Below are 18,439 nucleotides of genomic sequence, written 5' to 3' on the forward strand. Positions count from 1 at the left end.
GCGATCATCATCATCCGCCGCCTGGTCCGGCAGTCCTGGAAGCGCTACCGGTGGGACTCTCGTCCTGCCCGGTGCCCCTGATCCATACGCCGTCCTATCCGCGCGAGCTCTTACACAGATAGCTTGACAAGCTCCAGAACTCAGGCTCCAGAACTCAGGCCTTGGCCCGGGCCCTGCGCGCGGCATTGCCCAGAATGACGAGGGTGACCACGCCACCCAGTGCCTTGCACCACAGCGGGTCGGCGATGAACAGCAGCATCATCGCGGCCAGGACGGGGGCCAGCTCCCGCATGCTCCAGCCGATGTAGCCGCCGAAGCTGGGCATCGTGCGGCCGGCGCTCTCGGCAACGGAGCGGACCATGAAGTTGGGGCCATTGCCAATGTAGGTGAGGGCACCGCAGGTCACGGCTCCCAGGCTGATCGCCACCAGGTAGACCTCGGGGACACCCGCAACGCGGGGCTCGCCCGGCAATTGGCTGGCCAGCTCGAAGAAGGTGGCGTAGGTGGGCGCATTGTCCAGCACCGAGCTGAGGCCACCGGAGAACAGGTAGAAGGTGATCTCGTTCAGCGGGAGCTTCGGCGCCATCGTCGAGAGGTATTGCAGGGCCGTGATCATGGTGGTGAAGATGCCCAGGAAGAGCGCAGCCACCTCCAGGATCGGCGCCCAGGTGAACTCGTTCAGGCCGAAGCGTACGTCGTGACTGCCCGCGAACCACGAGATGGCAGCCAGCGTGACCATCAGCACCTCGCGCCAAGGTGTGGGGGCGAAGGCGACGCAGGCGACGATGCCCGCCAGCAGCAGCAGCTGCCAGGCGCCGTGCACCTTCAGCGGTTGGATCTCGGTGCGGTCGCGCAGCACGTGGGCCGCATCCTCGCGACGCATCATCGCAGTGTCCAGGGCGTAGTAGGCCACCAGCAGCAGCGCATTGATGAACAGCCACTCCCACACCAGGTTGAAGGTCCAGGTGAAGGGGACGCCGCGCAGCATGCCCAGGAAGAGCGGCGGGTCACCGAGCGGTGTGAGCAGGCCGCCGCAGTTGGCGACGACGAAGATGGTGTACACCACTGTGTGCACCACGTGTTCACGTTCCTTGTTGGTGTTCAGGATCGGACGGATCAGCAGCATCGCCGCGCCCGTCGTCCCGATGAAGGAGGCGATCACGCCGCCGACGGCGAGGAAGATCGTGTTGTTGCGCGGGGTGGCCCGGATGTCGCCGGCCAGGTGGATGCCGCCGCTGATGACGAACAGTGAGCCCAGTAGGGCAATGAAGCTGACGTACTCGTGCAGTGCATGGCCCACCAATTCCGGATGGCCACTGAGCCAGACCCACAGCGCCACCGGCACGCCCAGCACCAGGGCGACGGCCAGCTGGTTGCGCGGCTTCTCCCAGTGGTGTGCCAGTGCCGGCACCAGGGGTGCGACGGCGATGCTGAGCAGCATGACGACGAAGGGCAGCACTGCCCACCAGGAAACGGCCATGGGCCATTGTCTCAGACGCACTCGTTGTCGGAGGCGCAGCCTGACATTCTGCGATGAGATCCATGCCGCAGGGCCGTCCCCGTTGGACGATGTGGTGAACTGCACGGGTGGCGATGACCAGTGGAGGAGGCCCCGTGCCCACCCCTGTCACCAGACGTGCTCGTCGCGGTCTCCTGGTGGGGGTGCTCGCCTGCTGCCTCTCCTGTACGCCCCAACCCGACGAACCAACGTCCCCGGACAGCTCTGGAAACGCCTCCACTGCCGCGCCGGGCGGCTCGGACGATCGAGCCGGAGGTGCGTCTGGGACGACGCCCTCGCCGTCTCCTGCCGCGACGGCCCCCACCTCCCCGTCGACCTCCACTTCACCGAGTACCGCGGTGCCCACGCCTGGCCAACCTGACGCTACGAACCGCACGGCTGGTGCATCGGAGAAGGGGGCGTCGACGCGCGACCTGGCGGCCTCCTTCGAACGACTCCAGGCCACGTTGGGCGGCCCGGCCGGGATCGCGGTGGTGGCTGGCGGGAGCAGTTCCGTGACCACCTTCGGCGCGCAGCAGTCCGGGGTTGCCTGGTCCACCTCCAAGGTGCCGCTGGCCATCGCCGCGCTCGCCCGGCCGACGAGCGGGACCGAGGCGAGTGTGCGCCGCGCGATCCGGGCATCGGACAACCAGGCGGCGGAACAGTTGTGGCAGCAGCTGGGTGGCGGCACCGGGGCTGCCGCAGCTGTGGACCGGGTGCTGCGTGCCGGAGGTGACCAACGCACCAGGACCGTCGCGGAGTCGGTCCGTCCACCGTGGAGCCCCTATGGACAGACCCAGTGGCGGCTCGACGACCAGGCGGTCTTCGCCTCGCACCTGCCCTGCATGCCTGGGGCCACGTCCGTCGTGCAGCACATGCGTCAAGTGGACGGCGGGCAGCAGTGGGGTCTGGCACGGGTGAAGGGTGCCGCCGTGAAGGGCGGTTGGGGTCCGACGAGCGGTTCCGGCTACCTGGTGCGTCAGATGGTCGTGCTGCCCGCCGACGGTGGACATCTGGGGGTGGCGCTGATGGTGGACTCCCCCGCCGGCTTCGACGCGGGCGTGGCTGACCTGGATCGGATGGCCCGCTGGGTGCAGGAGAACCAGACGGCGCTCCCGTCCGGCGGTGGCTGCTGACCGTCGCCAGACGGTGCAGGCCCAGACAGTACAGGCCCACGCGGTGCGGGCTCAGGTGGTGCGGGTGGCACCCACCGACGCGACGATCACGCAGGCCATCGCCGCCAGGTCCGCCGGGCTGAGCCGTTCACCCAACAGCAGGAGCGCGGCCAGCGCAGCCGCGGCGGGCTCCACGCTCATCAGGATGCCGAAGACCCTTGACGGGATGGTCTTCAGCGCCGTCATCTCCAACGAGTAGGGGATCACGGAGCTCAGCAGACCCACCCCCGCGCCGGCCAGCAGCACGTCGGCGCGCAGGATCTGGGTGCCTCCGGCGGCGATGGCCGGGATGGCCAGCAGCAGCGCGCCCAGGCCGCACGCCACGGTGAGGGCCTCGAGGCTGGGCCAGCTGCGGCCGGTGCATCCTGCGGTGACGATGTAACCGGCCCACAGGGCACCGGCGAGCAGCGCGAAGAAGACGCCCGTCGGATCCAGGCCGGTGGGGGTGAAGCCGAGCAGGGCCACCCCTGCCAGGGCCAGCAGAGCCCACAGCACGTCCAGAGCACGTCGGCTGCCCAGCACCGCCAGACCGAGCGGCCCCAGGAATTCCAGGGTCACTGCCAGGCCCAGCGGCAGGCGTGCGAAGGCCTCGTAGATGCACACATTCATGCCCACCAGGCAGACGGCATAGGCCAGCACATCGGGCCAGGAACGCTGGGCCAGGCCGGGGGCAGGGTCAGCTCCATGGCGGCGGCGGGCCCGCGCGATCCCCGTGATGGCCAACAGTGCCGCGGCGGCGGCAGCCAGCCGCCACCACGCCATGGTGAGCGGGGGGACCACCCCGAACAGGGTCTTGGCCACGGCGGCGCCCAACTGCACGGATGCGATGGAGGCGAGAACCAGCCAGATGGCCTTGCGGCTGCTGGGTGGGGGTGGCGGGGTCACGGCGCCCACTGTGGCACAGGTGCAGGGGTTGGCGGTGAGTCATGGTGCCTGATGGACCGGGGTCAGCCGTGGTCCGGATTCGACCATGGCTGTCCCAGCTCCTGGGCCAGGCACCCATGGATTGCGGAACTGTCCGCGCCCAGTGATCGCGCTCGTGCGATGAACTCTCGGGTGAGCAGTCTCAGCTGGTCATGCGGCGCGGGGACGGGGGGCCCGATGACGGAGGTTCCGGCGCCGCGGGCGGTGGCCACGAGCCCCGCCTGCTCCAACTCCTTGTAGGTCCGGGCGACGGTACCGGGGGCAATCCCCAGGTCACGCGCCAGTTGCCGCACCGGTGGCAGTCGGGCTCCAGCGGTCAGCTGTCCCGTGGCGATGGCCATGGCGATCTGGGCCCTGAGCTGTTCATAGGGCGGGGTTGGGTCCGCATCGTCCACCCGGATGGGCAGGCTCATGCCGACACTCGCGGTGCCGGGAACCGTCGGCCGGGGGCGAGCAGCATCGTCAGGGCCCAGGTTGCCGCGGCCAGTGCGAACAGGGCTGCTCCCACCAGCAGCCAGGCCATCTCGGTCAGGTGGTCGCCGATGGCGAAAGCGGCCAGCGTGGCGCAGGCCGCCAAGGAACCGCCGACGCCGATCTGCAGTGCGGCCACCATGGCCTCGACGCTCAACCGTCGGGTCTGGTCGTCGACCGCGACGACGGCCGGGTCGGCGCCATTGCGGGGGCGGGTGGTAGCCAACCAGACCCCGAGTGCCGCTACCGCCACACAGGCGCCCAGGACGGCGGCGAGGGGCAGGGAGTACCACGTGCCGGGGTAGGGGCCGGAGGCCGAGTGCTCCCAGAGCGGTTCGAGGGCATCGCCGTCAACGCTGGCCGGGCGTGGCCAGCCGAAGCTGCGTCCCACGGTGCCCATGGCATCGGGGGTGGGATCCTGGCGCAACCAGCACCACACCAGTAGCGCGGTGAGTGCGACGGTGAGCAGTCCGGTGGCCCAGAGCAGTTGCCGCGGCAGGTACTGGGTGCGGGAGCGGGTCTCCAGGGCTGCGATGCCGGGTGTGCGGGCCCTGCGCCAGACGAGGGCCTCGTTGAGCGCCAGAACCACCAGGGCAGTAAGGGCGCAAGCGGCCGGGGTGAGGAGGATCCCGAGCCCGAAGCGTCCTTGCGGTGCCACGATGAAGACGGTGCCCACCGCTGCAAGGATGGCCACCCAGCGGGCGGTGGCGCTGCTGCGCTCGAGACGCGCCAGATCGGGGTGGGTGGTGGGGTCGGGCGTGAGGCGCCGGCGGCGCACCATCAGGACGATCACGCCCACCAGCAGGATCGGCAGGATCCACTGCAGCAGGATGATGAAGAAGACGGCTCCGGTCATGATCGGCCCTTCAACTCCGGGACAGCGTGTGTCATCCACGTGGTCCAAGGCTGCATCGACGGGGGCCTTTGTGTCAAGGATTTGGTACAAGAGTCTTCCTGGCGGTCGGCCCTGTGGGCGGTCCCGCGAGCAGGAACCGCCCACTCACTTCGTCCAGAGCCAGTGACGCCGTCGATACCGGTCCACTCCCCGACCCTGCCGGGGCCGGCCCTGCTGAATGGGTCCTGCTGAATGGGCCCGGCTCAATGAGTGCGGCTCAATGGGTGGTTCCCGGGCCCCAGACCGCGGGGCCGCGCACGCCGGCCGCGTCCAATGCGTGCTTGGCGCGCTCCCTCAGCTCCCGCTGCACGCCCCACTGCTTGTTGGCCGCGCACTTGGCGGTGATGCGCAGGGTCATGGCCGTGCCGGTGATGGTCTCGACGCCCAGCACCTCCGGGGCCTCCATCAGCTGCTCGGCGTACTCCTCGTCGTGGGCGAACTCTTCTGCGACTCCCTCCAGGATGTCGATGGCACGCCCGGCATCCTCCGACGGGTGGATCGGGAGGTCCACCGTGGCGATGCTCCAGCCCTGCGAGACATTGCCGACGGTGGTGATCTCGCCATTGCGGACATACCAGAGCATGCCGTTGGCATCCCGGATGCTCGTCACGCGCAGGCCGACGTGCTCGACGGTGCCGCTGACGGTGCCGATCGTCACCACGTCGCCGACGCCGTACTGGTCTTCCAGGATCAGGAAGATGCCGCTGATCACGTCCTTGACCAGGCTCTGGGCGCCGAAGGCCAGCGCGACGCCGCCCACGCCGGCGGAGGCGAGGACCGGACCCAGGTTGATGCCGACGTGCGACAGGATCGTCAGCACGGCGACGGTGGTGATGATGAAGGTGGCGGCGCTGCCGATCACTGAGCCCATGGTGGCGGCGCGTTCGGCCTGCCGGGTGGATTCCAGCCCGGTGGCCTGGGCCAGGAGCTGGCCGGGGCGGCCGAGTCTCTCCAGGTGCTGGAAGGCCCGATCGGTGGAGATCTTCACCATCCGGCGAATGGCCACCTGGACAAGCCATCGGGTCAACAGGGCGAGCAGGATGATCACCGAGATGCTGATCGCGTCCTCGGGCCAGGCGAAGGCGAAGGTCTGCAGGAGCATGCCCCCATCTTCCCGCAGGCTGCTGTGGGCCGGAATCTGCGCCCTGGAAGGCGTCCGGACGCTCGAATGGGGCGGACCTTGGGGAGGTCCGCCCCATTCGTCTAGGGGTCAGGCTGCGCTGGGGAAGGCGCTACCGGGGGGTCAGCGGCCATTGCACATCGGCATCTTGGGCCAGATCTTGCAGATGTAGGTGCCGGGCTGCTGGACGGGCTCGAGGGGCTGGTTGTTCATCACGGTGCTGGGGGCGACAACGGTCAGCAGGGCGGTGGCGATCAGGGCGAAACGGTTGATGACGGACATTGGGGATTCCTCTCTTCGTGAAGAGGGGAGGCACAGCAAGTCTTCAGCATCGAGTCGCAGTCGGGCCACCGTCATGATGCGTCAATTGCTGACAGGTATGGCCTTTTGGCCATGGGTGGGTCGGTGCCCGAACCTGACGGCCCTCCGATAACGTCAGCGCCATGGCGGAGGTCACTCGAGGCGAGCGGATGCGGCTTTGGCTGCGCGGGGAAAGTCCTGAAGTTCTGTTCGCGCTGCTCTTCTTTGGCGTCGATCTCATCACCTATTTTGTGACTCCCTTTGGGTCGGGGCATTCGCTCGCGTGGGCGGCAGCGCTATGCGCTGGTGCTGCTCTGAGTGGTTGGCGCCCAATTGCCGCGGTGATGGTCGTGGTGCTGGCCGTCCTTGGTCACCTGTCCGTGGCGGTCGAGGATGCTGGTGCGGCAATGTTCGCGTGCGTGGTGCCAGTGATGACCTTGGTCTCGCGGCGCCAGTGGCGGGCTGCCGCAGTGGCAACGCTGTCCATCTCTTGTGCAGTGGTCATCTTCACGGCCAGATTCAATTTGGCGACGTGGGAGGAATGGGCAAGTTCCCTACTGGGCTGGGTCTTCGTCTTCGCCCTCGCCGCTGCCCTGGGCGCCGCCCTGGGCCAGGCCCGTCGTGCGGGCGAGTTGGAGGCCCAGGCGCTGGTGGAGGCGCAGCGTCGCCAGATCGCGATCGACCTGCACGACAATGTCTCGCACGACCTCTCGATGATCGTGATGCGGGTGGAGCAGGCCCGCCTCAGCGACGAGGTGAAGCCGGAGGACCTGGCCATGATCAGCGAGGCGGCGCGCCGCAGCTCCCGCTATCTGCGTCAGATGATGACACTGCTGCGGGTGGGTGAGGAACACGATCCGGAGGTGCTTGACCTGGACGAGACCCTGGAGGCCTCCCGCAGCCGCCTGGCCCGTCGCGGTTTCGACGTCGTGCTGCAGGCCGAACCTGCTCCGGAGGAGATGCCGGTGGCCGTCGGGGATGCCCTGGCGAAGGTGGCCAAGGAGGCCACGAACAATGTGCTGCGCCACGGCGACTGGCGCCAGCCGTGCTCCATCATGCTGGTGCAGTCGGCCGGCCGGCTGGAACTCGTGGTGAGCAATGCCGTGCTGCCCGGTCAGACGGCCCGCGGCAATGGTCTGGGGCTGACGGGCATGCAGGAACGCATGGAGGGCGTCGGTGGCCGCGTGGAGATCCTTGAATCGCCCCGGCTGTGGGTGCTGAGGGCCAGCGCCCGCTTCTGACGGGTCCGGTCCGCCTGGCGAGTGCTCAGACCTGCTGGTCCATCGCGGCGATCACCAGCGCCGTCCGGTTGGTGACATTGGCCCTGGCCATCAGCGTGGCCAGCACGGCCTTCACCGATGATTCGGACAGGTGCAGCGACTTGGCGATGGCGGCATTGGACTGCCCCAGGAAGAGCAGGCGCAGCACCTCTTCCTCGCGCTCATTCGTCGCCAGACTGGACGGATTGGGCGAATGGGAGTGTGATGCGCGTGGGGTGGCGGTCAGGGCGTCGGGGTGCAGCACGGTGAGGCCCTCGTGCACCACGTGCACGGCCTTGGTGAGCACCGCCGGATCGACGTCCTTGTTCAGCAGACCCTGGACGCGGCCGCTCATCACGTCGCGGGTGACGCGCTCCTCCAGATAGGAGGTCAGGTAGATCACCCGGCAGGGGCGGCCCATTCGTTCGATTCGTTCGGCCACCGCGAAGCCGTCGGGCTCCGGCATGCGGACGTCGAGGAGCAACACGTCGAGCGTGTTGTTGGAGACGAAGTCCAGCACCTCCCGGCCCGAACTCATGGAACCGACGAGTTCGAGACTGGGGGCGTGTTCGATGTACATGGTGATGGCGCGTCTGACAAGTGCATCGTTGTCGCAGGACGCCACCTTGATTGGGGCCCGAGCCATATTCCGGAAACTATCAGAATTGTTGCCCGCTGGGGGTCCAGCGCGGTGCGAGGCGCAGAAATCGCGCCGGTGGGAGGCCTATCCCGTGCCGAGCCTTCCCCGGTGCGTCGTTGTGGGACGCGAGCTGGCCAGACCCGTTCGAGCTCATGTAGGCCCGTCGTCGGTCGGGCCCCAATCCCGGCCGACGACGGGCAAGTACCTGCCCGCGATGGCAATGCCCCGGTCCCCGATGGTGGTGTCCCCGTCCCCACGGGTGGCAGCACCGTTGCCTGGGCGCATCCGCGGTGCGAGCCACCGGGTCCGGCCATCCGCCGTTCGGTGGGTCGTCCTGCGGCGCGTCGGGCATGAGCCCAACCCTCGCGAGAGGTTGGACGTCATCGGCCGGGCAGGTGATGACCCGGTCGCTTCCCCTGAGGCGGCGACCGGCGTCGAGAGGTCCGGGAGACGGTCACCCACTGTTCAGTCGTGCGAGCACCCCCTGGATGCAGCTGCGCGACGAGCAGATGGGAGACGTGTTCGAATCCCGAAGATGGACTTCTGACCCAGCAATAATTTCTCCCCGCGTGGGTGATGACAAGCTGGATCGCCCATGGATGACCAATCGGCCAGCGATGCTGGCCGATTGTCCAGCCTGAGAAGTAGTTGATTGACTGATTGATGGATCAATGTCTTGTTGGTCAACGGATCCGCATGAAAGCGGCGATGGGCGGGCTGTGTGGCGTGGTGCAGCGCCTGACGACGACCTGACGGATCCCATACAGACAGCAGCCCGATGGAGCGCCAGGCCGCGTGATGTGTCAGGCTGGTTCCGCACGAGGTCACGCCAGTGCCGCCCGACTTTCCCCCGTGGGTGGCCGCTGTCCAACCGGACAACCGGATGTGGCGGACGAGCGTCCTTCCCCCGGGGATGCTCGCGCGGAACCTCGCGCCTTCGAAGATGAGACTGATCGGGCTGCGGGTGCGCAGCGCCGGGAACGGGGATGGATTTCCATGGCCAATCTGGAATGGGTCGCAACGTCTGCCATGCAGATCCCGGGTGCCGTCGGTGGCGCCCTGGTGGATCTGGCGTCGGGCATGTGCCTGGTCACCGCGGGCGACCCGGGCTTCAGCCTGGAGGTGGCCGCCGCTGGCGCCGCCAATGTGGTGCAGGCCAAGCTGCGCACCATGCGTGACCTCGAGGTCGACGAGGAGATCGACGACATCCTGGTGACGATTGGCCAGCAGTACCACCTGATGAAGGTGCTCCACAAGGACGAGACCGAGGGTCTGTTCGCCTTCCTGGTGCTGGACCGCCGCACCGGAAACCTTGCCCTGGCACGTCACAAGATGAAGGCCCTGGTGGACAAGATCACCATCTGATCCACGGTCGGCTCGGCCCGGGCCTCAGCCTGCCGCGAGGAAGTCCTTGATGAGCGGCGCTGCGGTCCGGGAGCCGGACGCACCCTCCTTGACCATCGCAGCCACCGCCAGCTGGTCATTCCACGCGATCATCCAGGCGTGGGTCCTCGGTGGTGTGTCCGTGCCGAATTCCGCCGTGCCCGTCTTGGCTCCGTCCATCTGGCCGGCCAGCACCTTGCCAGAGCCCGTGCTCACCACGGCCCGCATCATCTCCTGCAGCTGACGCGCCTCGGTGGCGGTGAGCTCGGCCCCTGTCTGCGTCGGCTTCTTGGTGGCCACCAGCCAGGGAACGACGGTCTTGCCCGAGGCGACCGAGGCCGCCACCCCGGCCATGGCCATGGGAGAGGCCTCCACGGTGCCCTGGCCAATCATGTTCGCTGCCCTGGTGACCACGTCGCCGCTGGCGGGTACCGAGCCGTAGAAGGACGAGAATCCGGCGTCGTGGTCCACGCCCATCCCCAGGCTGGCCGCTGCCTGGGCCAGATCGCCGTCGGCCAGCTTCTGGTGTAGCGCCAGGAAGGACGTGTTGCAGGAGTGGGCCAACGCGTCGGTGAGGCTGATCGTGCCCACCTTGGATGCGGGGAAGTCCGTGTAGTTCTTGAAGACCCGGCCATTCACCGTGGTGGTGGCGGTGCACGGCACGGAACTCGACGGCGTGAGCCCCTTGCGCAGCAGGGCCAGTGAGGTGACCACCTTGAACGTGGAGCCGGGGGCATAGTGGCCCACCGTGGCATCCGGATTGGCGCCTGCGGCGGGCGAATTGGCCGCGGCCAGCACGTCGCCGCTGCCCACCTTCAGCACCACCAGTGAGGCAATCCCCTTCTGCTGGGCCAGGGCCTGCTCGGCGCGCTCCTGGAGATTCCGGTCCAGGCTGGTCGCCAGCTCCTGGCCGGGCCGGGCAGCTTGATCGTGCAGCACCCGCACCACTGGCGAGGCGCTGGATCTGGGTTCCAGGGCCGGCGTGGGCGACGGGCCGGCGTCGTTGCCGGACTGGCTGCGGCGCACCACCTCCAGACGATGGCCCACGGTTCCTCGCAGCTGTGCGTCGTAACGCTTCTGCAGGCCGCTGGTGCCCACCACGTCGCCCGGCAGCACGTCGCCGTGGGATTCCTTCACGATCTCCGCCCCCGCCTCGCTCGCGCCGCCAAGAATGCCCACCGCGAAGGTCGCGCTGGGCGCCAGTGGAATCTCCACCGGCACCACCTGCACGCCCGCGAGCTCCTTGACCTCCAGCGGGACGCGGCCCTCGCGGAGTGTCAGGGCGGGTACGAAGGCCTGCGCGCCGGCAGCGGCCACCTTCGTGGCGTAGCTGTCGGCGTCGACGTCGACCAACGCGGCGAGGGTGCGCGCGGTGGTCTCCCACTCCTGCTGGCCGGTGGCGGCCTTGTCCACGCCCACTCGGTAGGCGACGGTGGGCTCCACCAGGGCCAGTCCGTCCGACGAGGTGATCGCGGCGCGGCGCGGCACGTCGCGGATGTGCCGCAGGCGCGTCCCGCCGTCGAGCGAGTCATGGACGATGCTGGGCTTCCACTCGACAGCCCAGGCGCCGTCGCGCTGGGTGAGCGTGGCGGTACTGCTCCAGCGGACGGCCTGGCTGCCCAAGGTCAGCTCCTGGTCAAGCCGCGCTCGTGCGGTGCCGGCGGCATGGTCGTAGGTGACCTCGCCCGGGCGCACCACCGGCCGCAGCCCGTCCATCCCGCCCATGATCACGCCCAGTTCCTGGTTGGCTTGGGTGGCCGTCACGTCCAGCGCCACCTTCTCCAGCGATCCGCGGGTCAGCCCCGCGGCCAGGGCCTGTACTGCGGTGGTGGCCGACGGCACGCCCTCCGGGGGCTCGGTGGGTGACGCCTTGGTGGTGCAGCTCGCGGCGCCGAGTGTCAGGCACAGTGCCAGGGCGAGCGGGGTGGTGGTGCGTGCTGCTGGTGTCACGGGGCCTCCTGGGGTCGGCTCGATGCTAGGGGTAGCCCATCCCGCGACGCTCTCGGGGTGCCCGCCGGTGGCGGGGTTGGCCGGTGGTGACGTGGTGGTTCAGTGCTGGGTGATCGACTGCACCAGGGGCCGCACGTGGAAGCTGCTGGCGGGATTCGACGCGGCGCGGGTTGTCGCGGAGCGCTCCGCCAGGCGTCGGTTGGGAAAACAGCCGTGGATCGTCTCGGTGCTGGGGCCGGCGCGGTGGGGGTGGGGGCGGCTCTCGACGCACAGCCAGCCCAGGATCCCCCTGGCTTCGGTGAACTTCTCCCGGCGCGTGTGGGGAGCGCGGGTGGTCATCTGTGGAGCCCCTCTGGTCTGGGGGTGCAGGGTGCACCCCATGGAATTGTCTCAGGTGTCTGGACATGTCTCGGGTCGTCTGAAAACCCGCTCACAAATGTATGACGACTGACTTCACTGAAGCCAATCTGAAGACTATATTCCCACTCATATTGCTCAACGGGTGAAGCATAGGGATTGGGGATTTCGATGAATTGTGACTCGACGAGGGGTGTCAAGCATCGCCTGCCGTGGTGGGGGCTGCTTGCCGTGGCGTGCGCGCTGCTCTTTTCGTGGCTGCCCGCCACGCCGGCCCGGGCCGCGACGGCTGACGTGCTGGATCCGGCCAGCGTGGTCATTACCCGAATGGACGGCCAGGGCGGTCCGCTGACCGTCTATGAATGGACCCGGCTCGATGCCCACTTCGACACTGCGGGCAAGGCGGTGCAGCCGGGTGACAGCTTCAGCATCCAGTTGCCAGCCGGTCTCTCCGTCGGGGAACAGGTCTTCAGTGTGCGCAATGACACCGGTGACAGTGACGTGGCCATCTGCCGCGTCGACGGTCTGGCGTCAGCCACCATGACCTGCACCTTCACCGACTATGTCTCCTCGCATCCCGGGATCCAGGGAGGCGTGTGGATGCAGGCCTTCGTGACCGACGAGACCGTCGAGTCCCAGGTTCCGGTGTCGGTGAACGGCCAGGTCCTGATGGTGGACCTGCCCGGCGATGCGCCGATCGGCCCCAAGCCCCCGGGCACCGGCTTCACCCAGATCCCCGACGGCTTCGCCAAGACCGGCTACCTGGAGGAGGGCAACCAGAATGTGCAGCAGTGGCAGGTCTACATCCCTGCTGGTGACAAGCAGGCGCCCTTCGTGGTGACCGACACCATGGACCCCCGCCTGAGCCTCTATACCGAGAGTTGGCCGTGCAAGCCCCAGATGCATGAGGCTCCCGGTGGTCTGGCTGGCGCCCAGCAGGCGCAGTGGGTGGACCACCTGGAAGGTGACCTGTGGACACTGGACGCCATCAATCCCAAGAGCCTGACCTTCACGGTCCGGCAGCCCGTACCCACCAGCTACTACAAGTTGACCTACTGCACCAGCGTCGACGATCCCACCCAGGTGCGCCCCGGTGATGTCTTCACCAACCGCGCGGAGTTTGCGACGCAGACCGCCAGCCACAGTCTGGTGCGTCAGGCGCGCGGTGGCGGCATTGCCGACGGTCCCGGATTTGGCACCGTCGGCTTCTACAAGACCTACCTGGCCGGCGACGCGGCCCATCTGGTGCCCAACGATCTGGTGTACACGGCCCGGGCCAGCTGGACCGTTGATGGTGTGACGACCACGCGAGACATCGAGATGCTTGCCGGTTCCCATGACCCGGTGCTCATCTCTGGGCTGCCCGTGGGGACTCGGGTGGTGGTCTCGGAGCCCACGATTCCCGCCGTCGACGGAGTGCAGTGGGGCGAGCCCGTCTGGGGCTCCCCTGGGCTTGAAGGTGTTGAGGTGGCTGCCGATCGCAGCAGCGTCGCGATCACCGTGGGTGACCGGACCCAGCAGTACGCCACCGTGACGAACACGGCGAACCGTGTGCCCGAGCCCACCCCGACTCCGGAGGTGACGCCGACCAGCACGCCGACTCCGAAGGTGACGCCGACCAGCACGCCGACTCCGGAGGCGACGCCCACCCCGACTCCGTCTCCGGAGGTGACGCCGAGTCCCACGCCGGAGGTGACGCCCACACCGGAGGTGACGCCGAGTCCCACGCCGGAGGTGACGCCCACACCGGAGGTGACGCCGAGTCCCACGCCGGAGGTGACGCCGAGTCCCACGCCGGAGGTGACGCCCACACCGGAGGTGACGCCGAATCCCTCGCCGACTGCTGAGGTGACTCCCACGCCGTCTCCGGAGGTGACGCCGACCAGCACGCCGACTCCGGAGGCCACGCCCACGCCCACGCCGACCCCGGAGGTGGCGCCGACCAGCACGCGCACCGCGGAGGAACCCACCATGGTGCGTCCGTCGGTGATGCCGCGCACCGGCGATGAGTCGGGCGGCTCGAATGGAGCGATCCTGGGGATGGCGGCGTTGGTGGCCGTGGCTCTCCTGACGCGTCGTCGCTGAGCGCGTCCCGTCGTCGGGATTCCCGACCTGATTTGAGGGGTCGGCCATCGCTGGGTGGCCGACCCCTTGCGCGTCCGTAGACGCGCGTCGGGCTGGTGAGGAATGAAAGGGGACCCCCACCCGTTATGATGGTTGAAACGTAAACAATCCAGCCCGTGCGGCCAAGGAGGCAGCCATGCAGATCGGCATCTTCACCATCGGCGACGTCACCGCCGACCCCACCAATGGCACGATCCCCTCGGAGCACGAGCGGATCAAGGCCACCGTCGCCATCGCGAAGAAGGCCGAGGACATCGGTCTCGACGTCTTCGCCACCGGTGAGCACCACAACCCGCCCTTCATCGCGCCGGCGAACCCGCCGATCCTGATGGCCCACCTGGCGGCGCAGACCAAGAACCTCATCCTCTCGACGGCCACCACCCTGATCACCACCAATGACCCGGTGCGGCTGGCCGAGGACTACGCCTATGCCCAGCACCTGGCCGACGGTCGAATCGACCTGATGCTGGGCCGCGGCAACACGGGTCCCGTCTATCCGTGGTTCGGCAAGGACATCCGTCAGGGCATCAACCTGGCCCTGGAGAACTACAACCTGCTGCACCGACTGTGGCGGGAGGACGTCGTCGACTGGCAGGGCAAGTTCCGCACCCCGCTGCAGGGCTTCACCGCCACGCCGCGTCCCCTCGACGAGATCCCGCCCTTCGTCTGGCACGGCTCCATCCGTTCTCCGGAGATCGCGGAGCAGGCCGCCTACTACGGTGACGGCTTCTTCCACAACAACATCTTCTGGAACATCGAGCACACCAGTCAGATGGTCAACCTCTACCGCCAGCGCTTCGAGCACTACGCGCACGGCAAGGCGGAGCACGCCATCGTCGGTCTGGGTGGCCAGTTCTTCATGCGCAAGAACTCGCAGGATGCCGTCAAGGAATTCCGGCCCTACTTCGACAATGCCCCGGTCTACGGCCATGGCCCGTCGCTGGAGGAGTTCAGCACCATGACCCCGCTGACCGTGGGTTCGCCGCAGCAGGTACTGGAGCGCTACCTGGGCATGACCGAGCATGTGGGTCACTACCAGCGCCAGCTCTTCCTGATCGACCACGCTGGTCTGCCGCTGAAGACCGTGCTGGAGCAGATGGACCTGCTGGGCGAGATCCTGCCCGAGATGCGCAAGGGCTACGCCGAGGGCCGTCCCGCCGACATCCCCGAGGCGCCGACCCATGCGTCGATGGTGGCCGAGCGCGGTGCGGTGGCCGAGGCTGCTCAGGATCGCTTTGGTGGGGAGTATCACTTCGGCGATCGCAAGGACATCTGGACCGGTACGAGTGATCGCGACCAGAACGAGATCTGAGCCTTGCGAGTCCTGACTCTCGCGAGTCTGGACCAGCACGACGATGGCGTGTCACCCCCGGTGGGTGGCACGCCATCGTTCCGTTTCGGCGCGATCGGTCCATTCCTCGGCATTCCTTTGCACCAAACCATTACGGAGGACATAATTCGTGGTGGTGGGTCCCTGGGGTGGGCATGTAGTCCATTCAGGGGACATTTCGACCCCCATTCCTGACGGCCGCGTGTGGAATCCGCTGGGAGCTTGGGAACTGTCGGAGCCGTCCCATAACGTCTTCCACAGACGCCGGGTCGGGGGGCCCACCGTCGGAAACTAGGGGGAACAATGCTGGCAACGAGCCAGAATCGGGGATCTGCGCTGCACCGCACTGCGAGCCTTGCCATGGTCGCATTCGCATCGGGAACGGTGGCCGTTGCGGCCATCGAGTCCGGCGCCACGTGGGCCGTCCTGCTCGTGCTGCCGCTGGCCGTGATGCTCGGGCTCGAGCTGTCCGCACGGCGCCCGTCCGGAATGCACATCGACGAGGCCAGCGCGCCCGTCATCGAGCAGCCTGCCGCCGCCACCGTGACCGCCAGCCCCGTCGTCAGCCTTGCCGACTACCGCGCGATGCGTCCGCAGACCGACGCCATCGTGGCCCGTGAGGATGCGGCAGCGCAGGAGGGCGAGGCCGAGGTGGTCCAGCTCGACTTCCGCCGCTCCGCCCACGCCCTGCGCGCCATCGTCTGAGCGCGCACCACGACTTTGCACTCGGCGCCTGTCCCCACTGGGGTCAGGCGCCGAGTCGCATCCACGCCGTGGTGCGGGCGCGCAGCACCAGGGTCACCACCCGTGCCACCAGGTAGCCGCCGTAGGCGACCCAGAGCCAGATGACCCCGGCGTTCACGTGGTTCACCATCAGCGCCAGGGGCACGTAGAAGACCGTCGCCAGGAAACCGGCAAGGGACAGGTAGCGGGCATCTCCGGCGCCGATCAACACCCCGTCGAGGACGAAGACGATCCCACCGATCGGGGTGATCAGGGCCAGGACCAGCAGCAGGCTCAGCAGCAGATCCTGCACTCGCGCGTCGGGGGTGAAGACCGACGCCAGCGGGCCGCGCACCAGGACCAATAGCAGGCCGAAGATGACGCCCCCGCCCACACCCCACCAGCACAGCTTGGCCGTGATCGCCCGCACTCGGTCTGGCCGACGAGCTCCCAATTCGTGGCCCACCAGGGCTTGGGCCGCGATGGCGAGCGCGTCGAGGGCCAAGCAGATGAAGGCCCAGATGGAATTGGTGACCTGGTGACCGGCCAGCCCGATGGCGCCCGAGCGCGCCGCCACCATCACCGTCACCGCCAGGCTCAGCTGCAGCCACACGCTGCGCAGCACCAGCCACACGCCGCCGCGGGCCGCCTCCAGCACGCCCGCGAGGTTCACCCGCAGAGGTGTCCCGGCTGCCCGGGCTCCGCGCAGTACCACCCAGGCCAGGGTTGCCGAGCCCACGGCCTGGGCCAGCACCGTGCCCAGGGCCGAACCGCGAATGCCCATGTCCAGCCGGTACATGAAGAACCAGTTCAGCGCGATGTTCACCAGATTCATGCTGACGGCCACCACCAGCGGGGTGCGGGTGTCCTTGAGGCCTCGCAGGACACCCGTCGAGGCCAACATGAGGAGCAGCATGGGCAGACCCCAGCCGGCGATGTGCAAGTAGTCGACGGCCTGCGCCGAGACGTCGGCCGTCCCGCCATACCAGCCGATCACCGTACCGGCCCCGAAGCGCAGCCCGATGGCGATCAGCAGGCCGAGCCCGACGCCCAACGCCATCCCGTCGATTCCACCGGCCAGGGCCCGGGCCCGGTTGCCGGAGCCGATCCGTCGCGCCACCAGCGAGGTGGTGCCGTAGGCCAGGAAGACGCACAGCCCGTTGATGATGCCCATCACGCTGCTGGCCAGGCCGAGCCCGGCGAGCTGGGTGGTGCCCAGGTGTCCGACCATGGCCGAGTCGGCCATCAGCAGCAGGGGTTCGCTGACCAGCGTGGCGAAGGCCGGGATGGCCAGCGCCGCGATCTCTCGGCCGAGCGGGCGGGGCTCAACGTCGTGCTCAGGCAGGGATTCGTGGGCAGTCACGTCGGCCACTCTAGGTTGTGCCGACGGGATGGAGGCGGCCGGCAGATCTCGGTTGCCGCCAACGCGTCCCCGGGAATGTGTACTGGCTGGTCGGTGTTGTACGTGGTGAAAGGTTGTGAGAGCAGAGATGAAGATCGTTGTCGTCAGCGCCGGACTCGGCGAACCGTCGAGCAGTCACCTGCTGGGTGAGCGGTTGGCCAAGGCCACCGGGTCCAATGACGTGACCCATGTGGAGCTGCGCCTGCTGGCGCATGACCTGGTGAATGCCCTGCTCACGCGCATCCAGGCGCCCGCGCTGGAAGAGGCCGTGCAGCAGGTGGTGGACGCCGATGGTCTGGTGGTGGTGAGCCCCGTCTTCAATGCGTCGGTCTCCGGCCTGTTCAAGATGTTCTTCGACGTGCTGCACGAGGGTGCCCTGCTGGACAAGCCGGTGCTGCTGGCCGCCACCGGTGGCACCCCGCGTCACTCGCTGGCGATCGACCAGGCCATGTTGCCGCTCTTCTTCTACCTGAAGGCGGCCGTGGTCCCCACGTCGGTCTTTGCGGCGACGGATGACTGGGGTGACGCCTCCTCCGGTCTGGAAGGCCGGATCCAGAAGGCGTCGGGTGAGCTGCGGGCGATGGCCGAGCTGCGTCGCGGTGGCTCGCTCGCCGATGTCACCGACGCGCAGGAGAGCACTGAGGATGGTGCGTCTGGCGAGGGCAAGGGCGCGCCAGGCTCCACGAAGCGGGCGCGATCGGCCACCGACGGTGACTTCACGCTGACCAAGAGCTTCGAGGAGATGTTCGACGCGATCTGAGGCTGGCCAGCCAGCTGGTACACCGTCTTCCAGCGCCGACGAGACCACAGGGTCTCGTCGGCGCTGCATTTTGGGTTCCACGCGGCATTGACGCGCCCTCACCGCCCTCCTAGAGTGACACCAAAAGC

Annotated in this window: 17 protein-coding genes; 7 read left to right on the forward strand and 10 right to left on the reverse strand. The window is 68.1% G+C overall.

All coding sequences use genetic code 11. The annotated features are described in order from the left end of the window. Positions 1-154: 154 nt before the first annotated feature. The gene (locus tag ACTQ49_RS10015; protein ID WP_441827702.1) at positions 155-1,480 is read right to left on the reverse strand and encodes a sodium:proton antiporter; all 1,326 of its coding nucleotides are present in this window, start codon (positions 1,478-1,480) and stop codon (positions 155-157) included. Between the two features lie 533 nt (positions 1,481-2,013). Between ACTQ49_RS10015 and ACTQ49_RS10020 the strand changes: the two genes are divergently transcribed. After that, entirely contained in the window at positions 2,014-2,634 is a 621-nt protein-coding gene (locus ACTQ49_RS10020) for a hypothetical protein (RefSeq protein WP_441827703.1), read from the forward strand. Between the two features lie 51 nt (positions 2,635-2,685). On the opposite strand, the gene ACTQ49_RS10025 is transcribed toward ACTQ49_RS10020, so the two are convergent. The 5 genes from ACTQ49_RS10025 to ACTQ49_RS10045 all read right to left on the reverse strand — a co-directional run bounded on the left by ACTQ49_RS10025 (position 2,686) and on the right by ACTQ49_RS10045 (position 6,365). Next, on the reverse strand, positions 2,686-3,558 hold the full coding sequence (locus ACTQ49_RS10025; RefSeq protein WP_441827704.1) for an EamA family transporter: 873 nt from the start codon (positions 3,556-3,558) through the stop codon (positions 2,686-2,688). 62 nt (positions 3,559-3,620) lie between these two features. After that, complete coding sequence (locus ACTQ49_RS10030; protein ID WP_441827705.1) at positions 3,621-4,010, reverse strand: GntR family transcriptional regulator; 390 nt, start codon at positions 4,008-4,010, stop codon at positions 3,621-3,623. Continuing rightward, positions 4,007-4,924, reverse strand: a complete 918-nt coding sequence (locus tag ACTQ49_RS10035) for a hypothetical protein (RefSeq protein WP_441827706.1) — start codon at positions 4,922-4,924, stop codon at positions 4,007-4,009. The genes ACTQ49_RS10030 and ACTQ49_RS10035 overlap by 4 nt, the downstream gene beginning before the upstream one ends. Before the next feature lie 256 nt (positions 4,925-5,180). Continuing rightward, positions 5,181-6,065, reverse strand: a complete 885-nt coding sequence (locus ACTQ49_RS10040) for a mechanosensitive ion channel family protein (protein ID WP_441827707.1) — start codon at positions 6,063-6,065, stop codon at positions 5,181-5,183. A gap of 141 nt (positions 6,066-6,206) precedes the next feature. Beyond that, a complete protein-coding gene (locus ACTQ49_RS10045; protein WP_441827708.1) occupies positions 6,207-6,365 on the reverse strand; it encodes a hypothetical protein in 159 nt (52 codons plus the stop codon). 161 nt (positions 6,366-6,526) lie between these two features. Here ACTQ49_RS10045 and ACTQ49_RS10050 point away from each other — a divergent pair, with 161 nt between their 5' ends. Next, on the forward strand, positions 6,527-7,624 hold the full coding sequence (locus ACTQ49_RS10050; protein WP_441827709.1) for a sensor histidine kinase: 1,098 nt from the start codon (positions 6,527-6,529) through the stop codon (positions 7,622-7,624). A gap of 25 nt (positions 7,625-7,649) precedes the next feature. On the opposite strand, the gene ACTQ49_RS10055 is transcribed toward ACTQ49_RS10050, so the two are convergent. After that, entirely contained in the window at positions 7,650-8,288 is a 639-nt protein-coding gene (locus tag ACTQ49_RS10055) for a response regulator transcription factor (RefSeq protein WP_441827710.1), read from the reverse strand. 990 nt (positions 8,289-9,278) lie between these two features. Between ACTQ49_RS10055 and ACTQ49_RS10060 the strand changes: the two genes are divergently transcribed. Next, the gene (locus tag ACTQ49_RS10060; protein WP_441827711.1) at positions 9,279-9,647 is read left to right on the forward strand and encodes a hypothetical protein; all 369 of its coding nucleotides are present in this window, start codon (positions 9,279-9,281) and stop codon (positions 9,645-9,647) included. A 24-nt stretch (positions 9,648-9,671) separates the two neighbouring features. Here the strand turns inward: ACTQ49_RS10060 and ACTQ49_RS10065 are convergent, their stop codons facing one another. After that, on the reverse strand, positions 9,672-11,615 hold the full coding sequence (locus tag ACTQ49_RS10065; protein WP_441827712.1) for a penicillin-binding transpeptidase domain-containing protein: 1,944 nt from the start codon (positions 11,613-11,615) through the stop codon (positions 9,672-9,674). Between the two features lie 99 nt (positions 11,616-11,714). Then, entirely contained in the window at positions 11,715-11,954 is a 240-nt protein-coding gene (locus tag ACTQ49_RS10070) for a hypothetical protein (protein WP_441827713.1), read from the reverse strand. Between the two features lie 189 nt (positions 11,955-12,143). Here ACTQ49_RS10070 and ACTQ49_RS10075 point away from each other — a divergent pair, with 189 nt between their 5' ends. The 3 genes from ACTQ49_RS10075 to ACTQ49_RS10085 all read left to right on the forward strand — a co-directional run bounded on the left by ACTQ49_RS10075 (position 12,144) and on the right by ACTQ49_RS10085 (position 16,131). Further along, positions 12,144-14,057, forward strand: a complete 1,914-nt coding sequence (locus ACTQ49_RS10075; protein WP_441827714.1) for an Ig-like domain-containing protein — start codon at positions 12,144-12,146, stop codon at positions 14,055-14,057. A gap of 175 nt (positions 14,058-14,232) precedes the next feature. Further along, positions 14,233-15,408, forward strand: a complete 1,176-nt coding sequence (locus tag ACTQ49_RS10080; protein WP_441827715.1) for an LLM class flavin-dependent oxidoreductase — start codon at positions 14,233-14,235, stop codon at positions 15,406-15,408. 378 nt (positions 15,409-15,786) lie between these two features. Beyond that, positions 15,787-16,131 (forward strand): hypothetical protein, encoded by a 345-nt coding sequence (locus tag ACTQ49_RS10085; protein ID WP_441827716.1) that lies wholly within the window; start codon positions 15,787-15,789, stop codon positions 16,129-16,131. A gap of 43 nt (positions 16,132-16,174) precedes the next feature. Here ACTQ49_RS10085 and ACTQ49_RS10090 read toward each other — a convergent pair whose 3' ends face one another. Continuing rightward, complete coding sequence (locus tag ACTQ49_RS10090) at positions 16,175-17,512, reverse strand: MATE family efflux transporter (RefSeq protein ID WP_441827717.1); 1,338 nt, start codon at positions 17,510-17,512, stop codon at positions 16,175-16,177. A 127-nt stretch (positions 17,513-17,639) separates the two neighbouring features. Between ACTQ49_RS10090 and ACTQ49_RS10095 the strand changes: the two genes are divergently transcribed. Next, entirely contained in the window at positions 17,640-18,311 is a 672-nt protein-coding gene (locus tag ACTQ49_RS10095; RefSeq protein ID WP_441827718.1) for a CE1759 family FMN reductase, read from the forward strand. Positions 18,312-18,439: the final 128 nt, after the last annotated feature.

The sequence above is a fragment of the Luteococcus sp. Sow4_B9 genome, assembly GCF_052116585.1.
Classification (GTDB): Bacteria; Actinomycetota; Actinomycetes; order Propionibacteriales; family Propionibacteriaceae; genus Luteococcus.